Source organism: Ruegeria sp. CF8, assembly GCF_056537285.1.
On record NZ_JBQFRG010000009.1, the window covers coordinates 18,940 to 32,043 of the forward strand.

Genomic DNA, 13,104 nt, shown 5'->3' on the forward strand with positions numbered 1-13,104 from the left:
GTAAAAAATTGTCTCGGCGTTAACTTCTTACCATGAGCTTTCGATCAATCCCGGGTCAAGAAAGCCAATCTTCAAGCGATGAGGCAAGAGATAACGTCCAAAACTCCGGTTCAGGAGTATCTGTGGATTGCAACGACATTGATAGAGATCCCTGATCGGCTAAGTTGGGTAAACCGCGACCAACCCAATTAGCCAATGCGCCACTGTCATCCGCTGACACGGCAGCCGTAAAAACGAATGCGTCATCACGAGCCCCAACACCCGTAGACAGCGCCCCTTCTGTGGATTGGAATGAAACTCCTATGTCCACAATTTTCAACCCACCACTCGCAACCGCCGCGAACGCGTTTACCAAAGCTGGGCCTGCAGACGTGTTTACAGTGTCTGTGGTGGCATCCGTGCCGGGCAGTTCGTCTTTCATTTGCTCAATGAGATCAGGATTCAATGTCCGTGCGCAATATCCACACATTGTGTTCTCCAAGTATGTCAACTGACAGGCCTATAATCCCATCTGGCTGAAAATCATTTCTCTGTTCGCTATCTGAGAATTACGGCAGTTTTTGGGCTACCAACTCAAAACCAGTCTTTACCCTTGCACCTGTATTGTTTGCATAAAAGACCGATAGTGTGAAGGACTAGGCATGGGCGCAAAACACTTGCTGCTGGGCTGTCTGTCGATGCATGGATTGGGCTTAGAAAAAAACAAGACAAAAAAAATCCCGGGCAGTTCGCACCACCCGGGATCAATTCTTAAAAGCTGAGCGCCTGGACTTATTCGCCCGAAGCTTCCGCAACGTCCAGCGTCACGCCCGGGCCCATGGTCGAGCTCAGTGCGATTTTCTTCATGTAGGTGCCTTTGGCGCCCGACGGTTTTGCCTTGGCAACAGCCGAGACAAAGGCGCGTACGTTTTCTACCAGTTTGGCTTCGTCAAACGACGCTTTGCCAACGCCAGCGTGCACAACGCCGCCTTTTTCCGCCTTGAACTGAACTTCACCGCCCTTGGCTGCTTCCACGGCCGCTTTCACGTCCATGGTCACGGTGCCGACTTTGGGGTTCGGCATCAGGTTGCGGGGGCCCAGAACCTTACCCAGACGGCCAACGATCGGCATCATGTCCGGGGTGGCAATGCAGCGATCGAATTCGATGGTGCCGCCCTGAATGGTTTCCATCAGGTCCTCTGCGCCGACGATATCTGCGCCAGCTTCTTTCGCTTCGTCAGCCTTGGGGCCGCGAGCGAACACAGCAACGCGCATCGCTTTACCAGTGCCGTTCGGCAGGCCGACAACACCGCGAACCATCTGGTCTGCGTGACGGGTGTCAACGCCTAGGTTCATCGCGATTTCGATGGTCTCGTCGAATTTCGAGGTTGCGTTGCCCTTGACCAGAGCAACAGCTTCTTCAACCGACAGGTTTTCCTTGCCGGCGACAGCTTCGCGCGCAGCGCGGGTACGTTTACCGAGTTTTGCCATCTTACTTCACCTCGATGCCCATAGAGCGGGCCGAGCCCAGGATGATCTGCATTGCGCCTTCGACGTCGTTGGCGTTCAGATCTTTCATTTTGGCTTCGGCGATTTCGCGAACCTGCTTGCTGGTCACGGTTGCCACGGTCTCACGACCTGGGTTTTCCGCGCCGCGGGGGCGGTTACGCTTACCAACCGGCTTCAGACCAGCTGCTTTTTTCAGGTAGTAAGACGCGGGCGGCGTCTTGATGTCCATAGTGAAGGACTTGTCCTGATAGTAGGTGATCACGGTCGGGCAAGGAGCGCCGGGCTCCATGTCTGCGGTCTTGGCGTTGAACGCCTTGCAGAATTCCATGATGTTGATGCCGCGCTGACCCAGCGCCGGACCAACTGGCGGCGACGGGTTCGCCTGACCTGCAGGAACCTGCAGCTTCATTGTACCAGCAAGCTTCTTGGCCATTTGGTTTTCCTTTCAACTAAGGCGAAACGCGTCTCGCCCGGATTATGTTGCGTGGTCCGGTCCGGGATCGCGATCCCAGCATCCTCCCACGAGAGAATCTCGCCCGAAGACGATAGAGGCGGCGTGTACAGGGGAATGAGATGCTTGGCAAGTAGCCCCAGCCAATTCAGAAACATAGAATCGATCCCTACGCGTACAGAGCGAGGCCTGTCTTCTCGGAGCACTTATTACGGGATCTATTCGATCATTCCCCAAAAGTTGCCGACGCTTAGCAGCGCGAGGTGCAATAAGGTGTTAATAACCTAAACTGTATGGAAAAAACACTTCCGCAATACACACAAACCACCCTGCAAACAGACCGAGCTTCAACCTTTCAACAGCTTTGATGCTCGCGCGTGCCTTGGCTGTGCTATACTCTGTGAAAATATTTATTTCTGGTGGAGGTTAATTATGATTTTACGTTTAGCAGCAACACTGGTCATCGCCTTCTCTTTCGCTGCATACACACCTCAGACAGCCCAAGCAGACGCCGGTGATTTCCTCGGCGGAGCCGTTGTCGGCGGGGTCGTGGGATACGCGATCGGCAAGGACCAGCAGAAGAAGAAAGCACGGACATCTACCCGGACATATCGACCGGGCATTCCGTCGACCACACAAGGGGCGCAAACCCAAACTGCACTCAACTATTTCGGCTACAATGCTGGACGTGTCGATGGTCAGGTCGGCCGCGGCACCCGATCAGCGATCGAACGCTATCAGGCTTCAATGGGTTATCCCGTGAACGGGTATGACTTCCAGCCGTATCAGTACGACTTTCTGATGCAAGCCTATTACTGGGCGACAAGCGGCGGACAGGCCACTATGCAACTTTCGGGTCAGCCGCTCCTAATGGCGTACCGCCAAAAACTCCACAGCGGATCTGCCGTGGCTGCAGCACCTCAAACGCCAGCACCGACTACACCGGTTGCTACGCCTCAGGAAGCCGAGCCAGAGACGACCGCTGCCGCAACACAGTCTGCCAGCCTGCCCACTCTGTTTTCCGGAGGGACCGGCGGCCCATCGCTGGCCAATCGCTGCAGTGGTGTCATGCTGCAAACATCAACCAATGGTGGCTACACAACTCTGTCGAACATGTCCGACCCTGACTTTGCGCTCAGCGAACAGTTTTGCCTCGCACGTAGCTACGCGATGGCGCGCGGCGAAGATCTGATGCAGGACATTCAGGGGCTGACGCCGGATCAGGTCAGCGCCCAATGCGACTCGTATGGTGACATGTTGGCGCCACAAGTTGACGCGCTGTCGATCAGTTCGAAAACAGAGGCAGAAACACAGATGCGCAAGCTTGCACTAGACTCTGGGCTGAGCCCCGAAGATCTAGCCGCGACAAGCAAGGTATGCCTTGCCATTGGCTACCGTCAGGACAACATGGATTCCGCAGTTGGATCTGCTCTGATGCTGGTTGCAATGGGTGAACCCGCCTACGGCGAGTTGATTGGTCACCACCTGCGCGAGGGCTTCGGGGTACAGGAGCGCCGCGATCTTGCGATGCAGTGGTACGATGCGAGCCTTTCAGCACTCGACGCCGGATCGCAAGCTGTGTTCCTACCGTCCCAGACCGACCGCCCTCAACTGTTGCGAGCAGCAATGGTTCAGGCCCAATAATCCGGTTGAGCAAAGTCTTATAAACCTGAAGGTTTTTGTCAAAGAACGCCGCGAAGCCTGTAGCTTTGCGGCGTTTTACATTTGCCTTCAGCTTAGCGCACAAAGCAGAGCTCAGATTGATCCAAGTTTCTTTCCGACAGAGAGGTTTTCTGACGGCCATGACATCGACAAAGATACCGGACCAGAGACGTTGGAAAGAGGTCGGTGAAAACCAATGATCAACCGTTTTTCACTCGGATAAGACGCAAACGCCTGTATTTGCATTCTAAGCAAAAGGAATTCAGATACTTATATTGATTAAGTGTCGCCGACAGGTATCTTTAGACAACTTTGTTAGAGAAGGGGCAGTCTGGGATGGCATCATCTCGACGAAGCAAGGGGCTACTGATTTGTGCTCTTTTTACTGTATTGCCGGGTTGCGGCAGCAATGCACAGGATCAGGGCACAGTATCCGAGACAGTTGCCCAATCAGACGCGTCTCAAAACGTTTCTGCGTACAGCTCGGCAGGTATTGATCCTGCCGCCTATGCCGGGCGCTTTCAGGTCAAACTGACCAAAGAAGTTCCACTGCGCGATATTCCCGTTCCCTTCACCGTCTACGGTGGCTTGGAAGAATCCAGCCCTACCCGTCTGCGATTGCGGGCGTTCATGGATTTGCGCGGGTTGCAGGAAAAGGCGCCCCAGATTTTGACTGGCCCCCTGGAAGAAAGTTGTAAGCGTCAAATCTATCTCGAGGTTCGAGACGTCACCGCCATAGGCGAAACTGTAAAGGTTGAGGGGTCGGCCCGTGCTCAGTTCACGCGATGCAAGCGAAACGAAGAAGCGGGCTTTCGGTATTTCGGGGCCACGGTAGATGCGGTCGCTGTCGCTAAGGCAGAAGTGAAGGGCCAATGCCTTACATTCAGCATCGAAAGCGCCGATCTCAGCCCGCGCGGGTTTATCGGAGCGGTCACCAACCTTTTCGGCCTGACCGACCGCATCAACGAAGCGGTCCTTGAAAAGGGCGGCGAGTTTTTGGCGGCCAATCCAGTTTGTCCGCCATTGCCCGAGGAATTCTCTGTTCTTGATCCGAACTACGAATCCGGCGGAACCCGCGAAATCGCACCAGGAGGGTTAGGGGCTGCTGTTGTCGGATCGGCGGATGTAAGTGCCGAGACAATTGTGAAAGTCCTTGCAGGTCTGAAAGAACTTGGCGTGTTGGAGTTTGCTGAATGAGATTTTGGTTTATTCTCCCCGCCTTTTTGGCATCTTTTCTGGACGCCCGCGCACCCGACGCGCAACAGGTCGACTTTGTCATCGATGCGACACTGCCCGTTCGCGATACAGAATTGCCATATACACTTGATCTGAACCTCACCGCCGCTGCGCCTACTCGGATCGGGGTCGGCGCCCTTCTCGACCTGCGCGAAGTTCAAAAAGTTGTGCCCGAGCGGTTGGCTGATAATGCGATCGTCGACAATTGCGGCCTGCAGGTCCGACTTGATGACTTGAGCTTTAAGGCCGAAGACCAAACAATAGATTTGGATGGGGATGTGACCATCACGATCTTTGAATGCAGCCGCACCGGTGAACGCAACTTTGAACGCGGTGAAGAAAAAAGAGCGATCTTGGCCAGCTTGTCCACCGAAGCGACTGTCGAAGTGCGGGACAACTGCGCCTATTTCAAGCTTATTGATCTTACCCTAACGGCCCCCGAAGAACAGCGAGAGCAACTGCTGGAAGACGACACTTTAGACTCTGTGAAGGAGTTGATGTTGGCAGCAGTGGATCTTGCACTGAACGACACCCCGTTGTGCCCGGAACTCCCGGCAGAGCTTGCGTCACTCGACCCAGCCTACGAAAAAGGTGGCCCGCGCGAGATTGGAGAAGGTGGTGTTGGCGTTTTCCTTGAAGGCTCCGTTGACGTCAGCCCTTCGACAATCCTCGACATTCTGACAGTGCTTCAAGAGCAAGAGCTTATTCCGGGTCGACCCTAGCGCAGACTAAACCTTGCCCGTTGAACCTCTCTTTGTTCTGGTTGGAAAACTGGGGCGTCAAAACAACAAACGCCGCGCTGCTCGAAGCACCGCGGCGTTAAATACATGTGAAGAGCAATTAGCTCTGCTTTGTAACCTGTGTAAAGTCCAGTTCGACCGGCGTCTCGCGACCAAAGATCGAAACCGAAACTTTCAACTTCTGGGCTTCGTCGTCCACGCCTTCGACCATACCGTCGAAATCCTCGAAGGGGCCGTCGTTGACCTTGACCTTTTCGCCCACCTCGAAGGTGATCATCAGTTTCGGCGCTTCTTCGCCTTCCTGAACGCGGTTGAGGATCTGGTTCACTTCGGCATCGCGCATCGGCATCGGGCGACCCTGCGGGCCAAGGAAACCGGTGACGCGGTTGATCGAGTTGATCAGGTGATAGCCTTGATCCGACATTTCCATATGCACCAGCACGTAGCCGGGCATAAAGCGGCGCTCGGTTGTGACCTTCTTGCCGCGGCGCACTTCGATCACCTCTTCGGTGGGCACCAGTACTTCGTCGATATCGTCTTCAAGGCCCTGCTCAACCACCGACGTGCGGATCTGTTCTGCGATCTTCTTTTCGAAATTCGAAAGAACGCTGACCGAGTACCACCGTTTCGCCATGAACCTGTCGTCCTTGTCTGTCTTCGGGGCATCGGATTTACCGGATACGCCCGTCATTGAAATCTTATCACGTCATCCGGAATAAAAAGCGGCGCGCAGCCCGAATCGCCACACGCCCATTCCGAATAGTCCTGCGTCAACTACTCTGACATTGCCCGCAGTGCAAGGGGGCTACAGCGTTTCGGCGCTTAGCTGAACGCGCCCAGGATCAGCTGAAGACCACCCCGGATGCCCAGATCAACCAACGCAAAGAATACAGCCGTAAGCGCCGCCATGATGAAAACCATAACCGTGGTCAACAGCACCTCACGCCGGGTCGGCCAGACGACCTTGGACACTTCGGCACGGACTTGCTGAATGAACTGAATCGGGTTGGTGGTGGCCATTTGGCGTGTTCTCTCTGCTAGCGGATGGCCCGGACATAACCGGGCATTGCGGCAATTTCAAGGGCAGTTGGATCAACTCTGCCCAATGCGGTCAGGGTTTGGGTTTGTCGTCCCACTCATCGCTGAGGATCCGGCGCGCATCGCCTTCGGGGTCTTCGTACTGGTTTGAACGAACGGTGTAGATAAAGGCGACCAGTCCAACGCCACCCAACAACAAAGAAATCGGGATTAGATAGGCAAGAACTTCCATCCGGTTTACCTCAGCCGAAGGGCATTGAGCGACACGGTGATCGACGAGGTCGACATCGCCAAAGCCGCGATCAATGGAGTTGCAAGTCCAATCACCGCCAAAGGAACGGCAATCACGTTGTAGACGGTCGCGATGCGGAAGTTTTCGCGAATGCGTTTTGTCGCCTTGACCGCCGTGTCACACGCATCCGCGATGGGGCTCAGGTCATTGCCCAACAACACAATGTCCGACGCCACCCGTGCAGCATCCAGCGCCGATGCCGGTGAGATCGAAACATGTGCGGCCGCCAAGGCTGCCGTGTCGTTCAACCCGTCGCCCACCATAAGGACGTGATGACCCTGATCGCTGAGGTTCTGAATGCGCTGCGCCTTGTCCTGCGGCAAAGCCTCGGCAATCCAATCGTTGATGCCCAGCTTTTCAGCCAGTGCGCGTACAGCCCCCTGCGAGTCGCCGGACATCAGAACCACATGCTTGCCCGAAGCACGTAGCGCGTCGACCGCCTGGGCCGCGCCCGGGCGCAAAGCGTCCGAGAACCGGAACGCCACAGGCATATGATCGCCAATCGCCAGCCAGGCTGAGGTTTCGCTGCCCTGCTCTGCCCCGACCCAAGCAGCCCGGCCCAAACGCACGCGTTGACCACGGTATTCACCTTCGGTGCCGTATCCTGGAACCTCAACAACACCCCGCACGTTGGCTGGTTTGATCCCGGCCTCACGGGCGGCTTTTGCCAAAGCCACGGACAGGGGGTGTGCTGATGCCTCGGCCAGAGCCAGAGCAACTTCGACTTTTGCGCGGGGATGATCCCCAAGATTGACCAGTTCCGGCGCGCCGGATGTCAGAGTGCCGGTTTTGTCGAACACCACTGTGTCAGCCTCGGACAGACGTTCCAGCGCGGTTGCGTGCTTGATCAACATGCCTTTGCGGAACAACCGGCCCGACGCCGCCGTTGTCACCGCTGGAACAGCCAGACCCAGGGCACAAGGGCAGGTGATAATCAGAACCGCCGCCGCAATGTTCAGCGCTGTGCGGATATCGCCCGAGTAAATGTACCAGCCCACAAAGCTGAGCGCTGATAGGATGTGAACGCCCGGCGCATAAAGCTTGGCCGCCTTGTCAGCCAAAGAGGTATAGCGCGAACGACCGGATTCAGCGATGGCCACCAGATCCGCCATGCGGTGCAGCGACGTATCCTCGCCCACTGCTGTTGCGCGCAACGTCAAAGGACCGGTCAGGTTGACCTCACCCGCACTGACCAACTGGCCGATTTCGGCAAATACAGGCACCGTTTCCCCGGTCAGTAGCGAGCGGTCGAGTTCAGACTGGCCAGACACGATCTCACCATCCACAGGCATCCGACCGCCCGGACGCACAAGGATCAAATCGCCAACTTTCAGATCAGCAACTGCGATTTCATGTTCTACGCCATTCACCAAACGGATCGCGCGCGGAACCTCAAGCGCGGTTAGTTCTTCGGCGGCGGATCGGGCTGCGGCACGGGTGCGGTAATCCAGATAACGTCCCGCCAGCAGGAAGAAGGTGAGAGTAAGGGCCGCATCGAAATAGGCGTGCTCGCCACTCAGCGCGGTTTCCCAAAGCGATGTGATCAGCGCCAACAGGATCGCCAGTACAATGGGCACATCCATATTCAACCGACGCACTCGCAAAGCGTTCCAGGCGTTTGCAAAAAAGGGCTGGGCCGAAAACGCGATGGCAGGCAGAGCAATCGCGGCAGAGATCCAGTGGAACATGTCCCGCGTGGCGTCAGTGGCCCCGGACCAGACCGAAACCGACAACAGCATGACGTTCATGGAGGCAAACCCGGCAACCGCCAGGCGCATCAGCAAGTCACGCCCTGCCTTGTCGGTCTGAGTGGCCGACAGGGCACCAGGATCAAGCTCGTGCGCTTCAAAACCGGCTTTCTCAAGTACAGGGATCAGATCGACAGCGCGCGTTTCAGGCGCTGCTTTGATCATCGCGCGCTTCAGGGTCAGGTTCACACGTGCATCTTCGACGCCGGGATGCGCGTTCAATTCCCGCTCAACCGTTGCAATACAGGCCGAGCAGTGAATACCCGGCAAAGACAGGGCTATCTGCACATCCTCGGGAATCGGCCGGGCAGGTTCCGCCGGGGCCGCAAGGCAGCCCGGACAGGCTGCGGTGCCGGAAGAAAGCTGCACGGTCATCGCTTATCCCTTCACATACAACGGAACGCGCTGCGAAAACTCGGCGCCATCACTGTCCCGGGCCACCAGACGAATGTTCCAGTTGCCCTCGCCCAACGTAGCGGGCGTGGCGTAGGCTGTGCCGTCAAAGGTGAAATCCGGCACGAAATCCTCGCGCACATGGGTCGCGCGGCCCACAACAGCCTGCAACTCGCTGACCTGAACCGGCGCACCGCTTTCGTCGGTGATGTGCAGGATCAGCAGCCCGCCCTTGGTTTCGGCCCGAACGGTCCACCCCAGAGCCTGTTGCTCTTTCAGACGTTCGTTGAACTCCTGACTGGCCACGTACGAGTTTTTGACCTCAAGCCCCGGGAAGGTTTTGACCGCGCTGTAGGCCAGCACAAGGTTTACGGTGATGATTACGCCAAAAGCGCCGATGAATACCGCCAAAGCGTGTTTTCCGGTGAATTTCCGTTCTGCCATGATCAGTTCCCCCGTCCGTTAAACGTGGTGTCCTTATAGGCCCGCTCACCGCTGCTCAGGTCCTCGACCCAGATGCGGACCGGCGTTGTATCCGCTCCGGCTGGGCCCGAGTCGCGCGACGAGATGATGTACACACGGGTCAATTGTGCCGTATCTGCCGGAACATTCACAGTGTGCAGGTTCGTGCCTTCGATTTCCAGCCGCATTGCCGGATCCCCGGTCAGAGACAGAGTGAACAAACGATCTTCGCCATGCTTGTTGCGCAGCCGCACGTCATAGGTGTTGCGAATTGTGCCATCTGACAGGGTCACAAATGTCGGGTTGCGAACCGGAGCAACGGTCAGGTCTATATCCGAGCGGATGAACAAAGCGAACAGCAACGCAAAACCAACCAGCGACCACAGGGCCGTGTATAGGATTGTGCGGGCGCGGAATATATGCGTCCATACACTTTTCGGCGGCTGCCCCGACCGCTCGCGCGTTTCATCACTGAGGGCCATATAATCGATCAGCCCTCGCGGCTTACCGATCTTGGCCATCATGTCATCACAGGCATCAATACAGAGAGCGCAGGTGATACATTCCAGCTGCTGACCATCGCGAATGTCGATCCCAACCGGGCAGACGTTCACGCAGGCCATGCAGTCGATGCAATCCCCCAACTCGGAATCCACAGTCCGCTTGCCTTTTCCCCGTGGCTCGCCGCGCCACTCACGGTAGCCGACAACAAGCGTATCTTCGTCCATCATCGCCGCCTGAATGCGTGGCCAGGGGCAGGCGTAGATACAGATCTGTTCGCGGGCGAAACCGCCAAAGAAGAACGTGGTGCCGGTCAGGATCAGCATCGTCGTATATGCCACCGGATGCGCGTTGCCTGTGACCAGATCCACCAAAAGCGTCGGGGCATCTGCAAAATAGAAGACCCAGGCCCCGCCGGTTGCCAGACCGATCAGGAACCAGACGGTCCATTTCGTGGCCCGCAGCCGGACCTTGCGAAAATCGAGCTTTTCTTGCCGGTGCAGGCGCAGACGGGCGTTTCGATCCCCTTCGATCCAACGTTCAACCAGAATGAACAAGTCGGTCCAGACCGTTTGCGGGCAGGCATAACCACACCAGACACGCCCCAGGGCCGAAGTGAACAGGAACAGGCCCAGACCGGCCATGATGAGCAGACCGGCGACAAAGTAAAATTCGTGGGGCCAGATTTCGATCCAGAAAAAATAGAACCGACGATTCGCCAAATCCAGCAATACTGCCTGATCCGGCAGGCTTGGTCCGCGATCCCACCGGATCCAGGGCGTCACATAGTAGATGCCCAGTGTCACGATCAGGATGATCCACTTCAGGTTCCGAAACGGCCCTGAGACACGTCTTGGAAAGATCGGTTCTCTTGGGGCGTAAAGGCTGGGGGCGGGATCGGAATCGCTCACTGGCTGGCTCCACAAATGGGTCTTCTGAAGGCGACTTGTTCCAGATCACGGGCAAGCGAACTTTGACATGGGTCAAAACGCGCATCGAACAAACATCTTTTGCAAATCAACCGACCCTGAGGGTGTCGGAGCAAAGGTGTTTTACCCGCTTTTTCACTAAATTTAGCAGAAAATGTCGCGTTTGTTGTGATAGCGGCCGTGTCGCAGGTCACGCACCGACCAATTGTCGCAGCCTCAGACTATGCGCACCTGAACGCGTCACTGCAGACAACTCAACTAGACTGGCAGAAAGTGGTAAAAGTGGGCACCGGCTGTTCAGGAAACGCGCGAACAGATGGAACAGCCGGTGCCACAGCCTTCGGGCAGCGAACTGCCCGAAGGTGTTCCTTATGGCTTACTGACCACCACCCAACTGGTGGACATAGGCCGTCACAGCGCGGATTTGCGCGTCGGTCAGGCGGTTTTCCCACGGGGGCATTACGCCAAAGCGGCTGTATGTGACTGTTTCGGTCAGAGCTTCTTCACTGCCGCCATAGAGCCAGATCGCGTCGGTCAGGTTCGGCGCGCCCTGGAACACGTCGCCCTGGCCGTTTTCGCCGTGGCAGACCGCGCAGTTGTCTTCAAAGACAACCTTGCCTGCTTGCGCCGCCGCATCGTCCGTCTGCGCATTGGTCAGCGACATGACATATTGGACAACCTGGGTGATCTCTTCACTTTCGAGAATCTCACCAAAGGCCGGCATTTCAGAATAGCGCGCATCGTCGCTTTCTTCGTTCCGGATACCATAGGCGACGGTGTACTCGATGTCTTCAAGCGTACCGCCCCACAGCCAGGCGTCGTCCAGCAGGTTGGGGAAACCGGGTGCGCCTTGAGCGCCGGAACCGTGACACTGCGCGCACCAGGTGCGGAATACGGCACCGCCGGAATTCACAGCGTATTGCTGCAATTCAGGGTCCTTAGAGATATCCTCGAGCGGTGTCTCTACCAGCTTGGCATTCCAAGGGGCGTTTGCCTCTTCAAACGAAACCAGCTCCTGCTGAACCAGCCCACGCGAGGACCAGCCCAGAACACCTGCTGTTGCAGATTGAACCAGCGGCCATGCCGGATACATGATCGTATAGATCAGACCCCAGAAAATGGTCGCGTAGAAGGTCCATAGCCACCAGCGCGGCATCGGGTTGTCAAATTCCTCGATCCCATCCCAGGAATGGCCGGTTGTGTTTGGATCACCCGGCTGTTTTTCAGGTGTCTTGCTCATTTCCGCGCCTCCTTGGATGTGGCGGGTTTATCTTGATGCCGGAAGGGGATGTTGGCGGTGTCGTTGTATTCTTTGCTGGCACCAGGGCGGAACACCCAGATGATGATGCCGATAAAGAAGACGAACAACACAAGCAGCATCCAGCTATCCGCGAACTGCCGTAGGAGTGTATATTCTTCCATCACACCCTCCTTAGCGGCTTGCGTCCGGGGTGAAGGTCGAGAAATCGACCAGCGTGCCCAGCATTTGCAGATAGGCGATCAGCGCGTCGGCTTCGGTCAGATCAGACTGGCCGTCGAAGTTGCGCACGTTGACCTTGTCGCCATAGCGTTCCAGCAGTCCGTCATAGTCGCTGTCCGGATCGGCCTGCGCGCGGAAATCGGCCACGGCGTTCTCCAGCATGTCTTCGGTATAGGGCGTGCCCACCAAAGCGTTGGCGGCCATGATGTCACCGATGTACTCGCCGTCGATCTTGCGGGTTTCGAGGAAGCCATATTTAGGCATCACTGATTCCGGCACCACCGACTGCGCATCGCGCAGGTGGCGCACATGCCAGTCGTCCGAGTAGCGGCCACCCACACGCGCCAGATCAGGCCCGGTACGCTTGGAACCCCACTGGAACGGGTGGTCGTACATTGATTCAGCCGCCAGCGAATAGTGGCCATAGCGTTCGACCTCATCCCGCATCGGACGGATCATCTGGCTGTGGCAGACATAGCAGCCTTCGCGCAGATAGATCTCACGACCCGCCATTTCGAGTGGGGTGTAAGGGCGCATGCCCTCCACCTTTTCGATGGTGTTCTCAAGGTAGAACAACGGGGTGATCTGAACGATGCCACCGATGGTTACGACCAAGAAACTGAAGATCAGCAGGAGGGTCGCGTTTGTCTCGAGGATCTTGTGTTTGTCGAGAATTGCCATTGC

At 56.6% G+C, this 13,104-nt stretch carries 15 protein-coding genes; 3 read left to right on the forward strand and 12 right to left on the reverse strand.

The window, feature by feature from the left end:
* Positions 1 to 55: 55 nt before the first annotated feature.
* The 3 genes from ACR0EV_RS18405 to rplK all read right to left on the reverse strand — a co-directional run bounded on the left by ACR0EV_RS18405 (position 56) and on the right by rplK (position 1,921).
* Positions 56 to 469: a hypothetical protein gene (locus ACR0EV_RS18405; protein WP_480801441.1), complete on the reverse strand. Its 414-nt coding sequence runs from the start codon at positions 467 to 469 to the stop codon at positions 56 to 58.
* Positions 470 to 771: 302 nt separating this feature from the next.
* On the reverse strand, positions 772 to 1,470 hold the full coding sequence (rplA, locus tag ACR0EV_RS18410) for a 50S ribosomal protein L1 (protein ID WP_171180094.1): 699 nt from the start codon (positions 1,468 to 1,470) through the stop codon (positions 772 to 774).
* A 1-nt stretch (position 1,471) separates the two neighbouring features.
* Entirely contained in the window at positions 1,472 to 1,921 is a 450-nt protein-coding gene (gene rplK / locus ACR0EV_RS18415) for a 50S ribosomal protein L11 (protein WP_010440985.1), read from the reverse strand.
* 450 nt (positions 1,922 to 2,371) lie between these two features.
* Between rplK and ACR0EV_RS18420 the strand changes: the two genes are divergently transcribed.
* The 3 genes from ACR0EV_RS18420 (at position 2,372) to ACR0EV_RS18430 (ending at position 5,559) form a co-directional block, all read left to right on the forward strand.
* Positions 2,372 to 3,583, forward strand: a complete 1,212-nt coding sequence (locus ACR0EV_RS18420) for a peptidoglycan-binding domain-containing protein (protein ID WP_480801442.1) — start codon at positions 2,372 to 2,374, stop codon at positions 3,581 to 3,583.
* Between the two features lie 354 nt (positions 3,584 to 3,937).
* Entirely contained in the window at positions 3,938 to 4,798 is an 861-nt protein-coding gene (locus ACR0EV_RS18425; RefSeq protein WP_480801443.1) for a hypothetical protein, read from the forward strand.
* Positions 4,795 to 5,559, forward strand: coding sequence for a hypothetical protein (locus ACR0EV_RS18430; protein WP_480801444.1), 765 nt, complete (start codon positions 4,795 to 4,797; stop codon positions 5,557 to 5,559). The genes ACR0EV_RS18425 and ACR0EV_RS18430 overlap by 4 nt, the downstream gene beginning before the upstream one ends.
* 118 nt (positions 5,560 to 5,677) lie before the next feature.
* On the opposite strand, the gene nusG is transcribed toward ACR0EV_RS18430, so the two are convergent.
* From nusG to ccoO, 9 genes are all read right to left on the reverse strand, one after another.
* Positions 5,678 to 6,211 carry a transcription termination/antitermination protein NusG gene (gene nusG / locus ACR0EV_RS18435; RefSeq protein ID WP_171096042.1) on the reverse strand — a complete coding sequence of 178 codons (534 nt, stop codon included), beginning with the start codon at positions 6,209 to 6,211 and terminating at the stop codon, positions 5,678 to 5,680.
* Between the two features lie 188 nt (positions 6,212 to 6,399).
* Entirely contained in the window at positions 6,400 to 6,597 is a 198-nt protein-coding gene (secE, locus tag ACR0EV_RS18440) for a preprotein translocase subunit SecE (RefSeq protein WP_050605011.1), read from the reverse strand.
* Positions 6,598 to 6,688: 91 nt separating this feature from the next.
* On the reverse strand, positions 6,689 to 6,847 hold the full coding sequence (gene ccoS / locus ACR0EV_RS18445; RefSeq protein ID WP_074737762.1) for a cbb3-type cytochrome oxidase assembly protein CcoS: 159 nt from the start codon (positions 6,845 to 6,847) through the stop codon (positions 6,689 to 6,691).
* A 5-nt stretch (positions 6,848 to 6,852) separates the two neighbouring features.
* On the reverse strand, positions 6,853 to 9,030 hold the full coding sequence (locus ACR0EV_RS18450) for a heavy metal translocating P-type ATPase (RefSeq protein ID WP_480801445.1): 2,178 nt from the start codon (positions 9,028 to 9,030) through the stop codon (positions 6,853 to 6,855).
* 3 nt (positions 9,031 to 9,033) lie between these two features.
* Positions 9,034 to 9,492 (reverse strand): FixH family protein, encoded by a 459-nt coding sequence (locus ACR0EV_RS18455; RefSeq protein ID WP_171095992.1) that lies wholly within the window; start codon positions 9,490 to 9,492, stop codon positions 9,034 to 9,036.
* Positions 9,493 to 9,494: 2 nt separating this feature from the next.
* A complete protein-coding gene (gene ccoG, locus ACR0EV_RS18460) occupies positions 9,495 to 10,922 on the reverse strand; it encodes a cytochrome c oxidase accessory protein CcoG (protein WP_480801446.1) in 1,428 nt (475 codons plus the stop codon).
* A gap of 394 nt (positions 10,923 to 11,316) precedes the next feature.
* Positions 11,317 to 12,180 (reverse strand): cytochrome-c oxidase, cbb3-type subunit III, encoded by an 864-nt coding sequence (ccoP, locus tag ACR0EV_RS18465; RefSeq protein WP_480801447.1) that lies wholly within the window; start codon positions 12,178 to 12,180, stop codon positions 11,317 to 11,319.
* Positions 12,177 to 12,362, reverse strand: a complete 186-nt coding sequence (locus ACR0EV_RS18470) for a cbb3-type cytochrome c oxidase subunit 3 (protein ID WP_480801448.1) — start codon at positions 12,360 to 12,362, stop codon at positions 12,177 to 12,179. The genes ccoP and ACR0EV_RS18470 overlap by 4 nt, the downstream gene beginning before the upstream one ends.
* 10 nt (positions 12,363 to 12,372) lie before the next feature.
* Positions 12,373 to 13,101: a cytochrome-c oxidase, cbb3-type subunit II gene (gene ccoO / locus ACR0EV_RS18475; RefSeq protein ID WP_171180111.1), complete on the reverse strand. Its 729-nt coding sequence runs from the start codon at positions 13,099 to 13,101 to the stop codon at positions 12,373 to 12,375.
* Between the last annotated feature and the right edge of the window lie 3 nt (positions 13,102 to 13,104).

Coding starts and splice junctions, on each gene's coding strand:
- ACR0EV_RS18405 (WP_480801441.1), bottom strand. CDS start 469: ATGTGTGGATATTGCGCACGGACATTGAATCCTGATCTCATTGAGCAA.
- rplA (WP_171180094.1), bottom strand. CDS start 1,470: ATGGCAAAACTCGGTAAACGTACCCGCGCTGCGCGCGAAGCTGTCGCC.
- rplK (WP_010440985.1), bottom strand. CDS start 1,921: ATGGCCAAGAAGCTTGCTGGTACAATGAAGCTGCAGGTTCCTGCAGGT.
- ACR0EV_RS18420 (WP_480801442.1), top strand. CDS start 2,372: ATGATTTTACGTTTAGCAGCAACACTGGTCATCGCCTTCTCTTTCGCT.
- ACR0EV_RS18425 (WP_480801443.1), top strand. CDS start 3,938: ATGGCATCATCTCGACGAAGCAAGGGGCTACTGATTTGTGCTCTTTTT.
- ACR0EV_RS18430 (WP_480801444.1), top strand. CDS start 4,795: ATGAGATTTTGGTTTATTCTCCCCGCCTTTTTGGCATCTTTTCTGGAC.
- nusG (WP_171096042.1), bottom strand. CDS start 6,211: ATGGCGAAACGGTGGTACTCGGTCAGCGTTCTTTCGAATTTCGAAAAG.
- secE (WP_050605011.1), bottom strand. CDS start 6,597: ATGGCCACCACCAACCCGATTCAGTTCATTCAGCAAGTCCGTGCCGAA.
- ccoS (WP_074737762.1), bottom strand. CDS start 6,847: ATGGAAGTTCTTGCCTATCTAATCCCGATTTCTTTGTTGTTGGGTGGC.
- ACR0EV_RS18450 (WP_480801445.1), bottom strand. CDS start 9,030: ATGACCGTGCAGCTTTCTTCCGGCACCGCAGCCTGTCCGGGCTGCCTT.
- ACR0EV_RS18455 (WP_171095992.1), bottom strand. CDS start 9,492: ATGGCAGAACGGAAATTCACCGGAAAACACGCTTTGGCGGTATTCATC.
- ccoP (WP_480801447.1), bottom strand. CDS start 12,180: ATGAGCAAGACACCTGAAAAACAGCCGGGTGATCCAAACACAACCGGC.
- ACR0EV_RS18470 (WP_480801448.1), bottom strand. CDS start 12,362: ATGGAAGAATATACACTCCTACGGCAGTTCGCGGATAGCTGGATGCTG.
- ccoO (WP_171180111.1), bottom strand. CDS start 13,101: ATGGCAATTCTCGACAAACACAAGATCCTCGAGACAAACGCGACCCTC.